Origin of the sequence: Mesorhizobium sp. M2A.F.Ca.ET.067.02.1.1, assembly GCF_004023285.1 — a bacterium.
Taxonomy (GTDB): domain Bacteria; phylum Pseudomonadota; class Alphaproteobacteria; order Rhizobiales; family Rhizobiaceae; genus Mesorhizobium.
Genome location: NZ_RZSB01000900.1, coordinates 1 through 2,184 on the forward strand (window position 1 = coordinate 1; position 2,184 = coordinate 2,184).

1 protein-coding gene and 1 pseudogene are annotated in these 2,184 nt (G+C 65.8%); both read right to left on the reverse strand.

The genetic code is table 11. The features are described from left to right. Positions 1 to 470 (reverse strand): annotated as a pseudogene (locus EOA28_RS33425) (ribonuclease R); the annotation flags it as partial. A 6-nt stretch (positions 471 to 476) separates the two neighbouring features. Next, positions 477 to 2,184 (reverse strand): DNA topoisomerase (locus EOA28_RS33430; protein WP_128315728.1); only part of this gene is annotated, 1,708 nt, incomplete at its 5' end.

Sequence of the window (2,184 nt, forward strand, 5' to 3'; positions counted from 1 at the left end):
GTATAGGCGGGGCCCGACGGGTCGTCGGTCGGGAAGGTTTTGGCAAGCACACGGTCGCCGATGCCGGGCGCCGGGCCGCCGGCGCCGCGCGAGATGCGGATGGCGATGACGGGCGCAGAACCGGCGCCGGTATATTCGCTCGGATTGGCCAGGAGCACGCCGTCTTCGTCTCGGCCGAAAATATCGAGCACGGCGACGTGAGGCACTGCGCCGGCGCGGGTCAGGCGCTTGCGCTCCTTGTTGAGCAGACCTTCATCCTGGAGATCGCGCAACATGTCCTTCAGCCAGACGCGATCCTCGCCGCGCAGCGCAAAGGCCTTGGCGATCTCGCGCTTGCCGGAGCGGTCGGGATTTTCGGCGATGTAGCGCAGGATCTCGTCGCGCGAGGGCCGATAGTCGTCCTTGACCTTGGCCCTCGTGTCGGCGTGGCGCGGATCGCCGTGGCTTCTTCCGGAGATCCTGCGCGCCACGTCCTGCTACCCCTTCTTCGCCGCCCTGCGGAAGGGCTTTTTGCCACCTCCGCCCTTGGCTTCCTTTTCGGCGATCAGGGCGAGCGCCTCTTCCATCGTCACCGATTGCGGGTCCTTGCCCTTGGGCAGCGTCGCATTGACCTTGCCGTAATTGACATAGGGCCCGTAGCGGCCGTCGCGTACCGTGATCTTGCCGCCGCCGTCCGGATGGTCGCCAAGCTCTTTCAGCGCCGCCGGCGTGGCGCCGTTGCGGCCGCCCTTGCCCTTCTGCTGCTTCTCGGCGATCACCGAGACGGCGCGGTTCAGGCCGATCGAGAACACGTCCTCGATGCTCTCCAGATTGGCGTAGGTGCCGTCATGCAGCACGAACGGGCCGTAGCGGCCGAGGCCGGCCGAGATCATCTTGCCGGTTTCGGGATGTTTTCCGACGTCGCGCGGCAGCGCCAGCAGGGCCAGCGCCTTCTCGTGGTCGATCGACTCGGGCGTCCAGCCCTTGGGCAGGCTCGAGCGCTTGGCGTCCTTGCCTTCGCCGCGCTGGATATAGGGACCGAAGCGGCCGCTCCTCAGCGTGATTTCCTCGGCCGTGTAAGGATCCTTGCCGAGCAGCCTGACGCCGTCCTCGCCATTGCCGTTCTCGCCATTGGGGTTGGCGGCGTCGCCGAGCTGGCGGGTGTAGGAGCACTCCGGATAGTTCGAGCAGCCGACGAAAGCGCCGAACTTGCCGAGCTTCAGCGACAGATTTCCGGTGCCGCATTTCGGGCAGATGCGCGGGTTGGAGCCGTCCTCGCGCTCCGGGAAGACAAGCGGCGCGAGCTCTTCGTTGAGCGCATCGAGCACGTCGGTGACACGCAATTCCTTGATGTCGTCGACGGCGCCGGAGAAATCCTTCCAGAAGTCGCGCAGAACGTCCTTCCAGGCGAGCTTGCCGTCGGAAATCTCGTCGAGCTTCTCTTCAAGCGAAGCGGTGAAATCATATTCGACGTAACGCTCGAAGAAGCTTTCGAGGAAGGCCGAGAGCAGCCGGCCCTTGGCCTGCGGCACCAGCTTGCGCCGGTCGATGGTGACGTAGTCGCGATCCTCGAGCGTCTTCAGGATCGCGGTGTAGGTCGATGGCCGGCCGATGCCGAGCTCCTCCAGCTTCTTGATCAGCGACGCCTCGGAATAGCGCGGCGGCGGTTCGGTGGTGTGCTGGATGGCGTTGATCGCCTGGCGGGCAAGTTGCTCGCCGGAGCGGATCTCGGGCAGGCGGTGGCTCTCCTCGTCCTCCGCGTCCTCGTCCTTCTGGTCGGTGTAGGCGGCGATGAAGCCGTCGAAGCGGATGACCGAACCGATCGCGCGCAACTCGGCGGTGCGAGCGCCGTTGACGGCCTCGATCTCGGCCGTGGTGCGCTCGATCTCGGCCGGCTGCATCTGGCTGGCGATGGCGCGCTTCCAGATCAGCTCGTAGAGGCGGGCCTGGTCGGCGTCGAGATATTGCCGAACGGAAGCCGGCGTGCGCCGGAAATCGGTCGGGCGGATCGCCTCGTGGGCTTCCTGGGCGTTCTTGGCCTTGGTGGTGTAGAAACGCGGCTTCTCCGGTAGGTATTTCGCGCCGAATTCGCTGACGATGGCATTGCGGGCGGCCTCGATCGCCTCCGGCGCCATCTGCACGCCGTCGGTTCGCATATAGGTGATGAGGCCGGCGGTCTCGCCGCCGATATCCATGCCTTCGTAG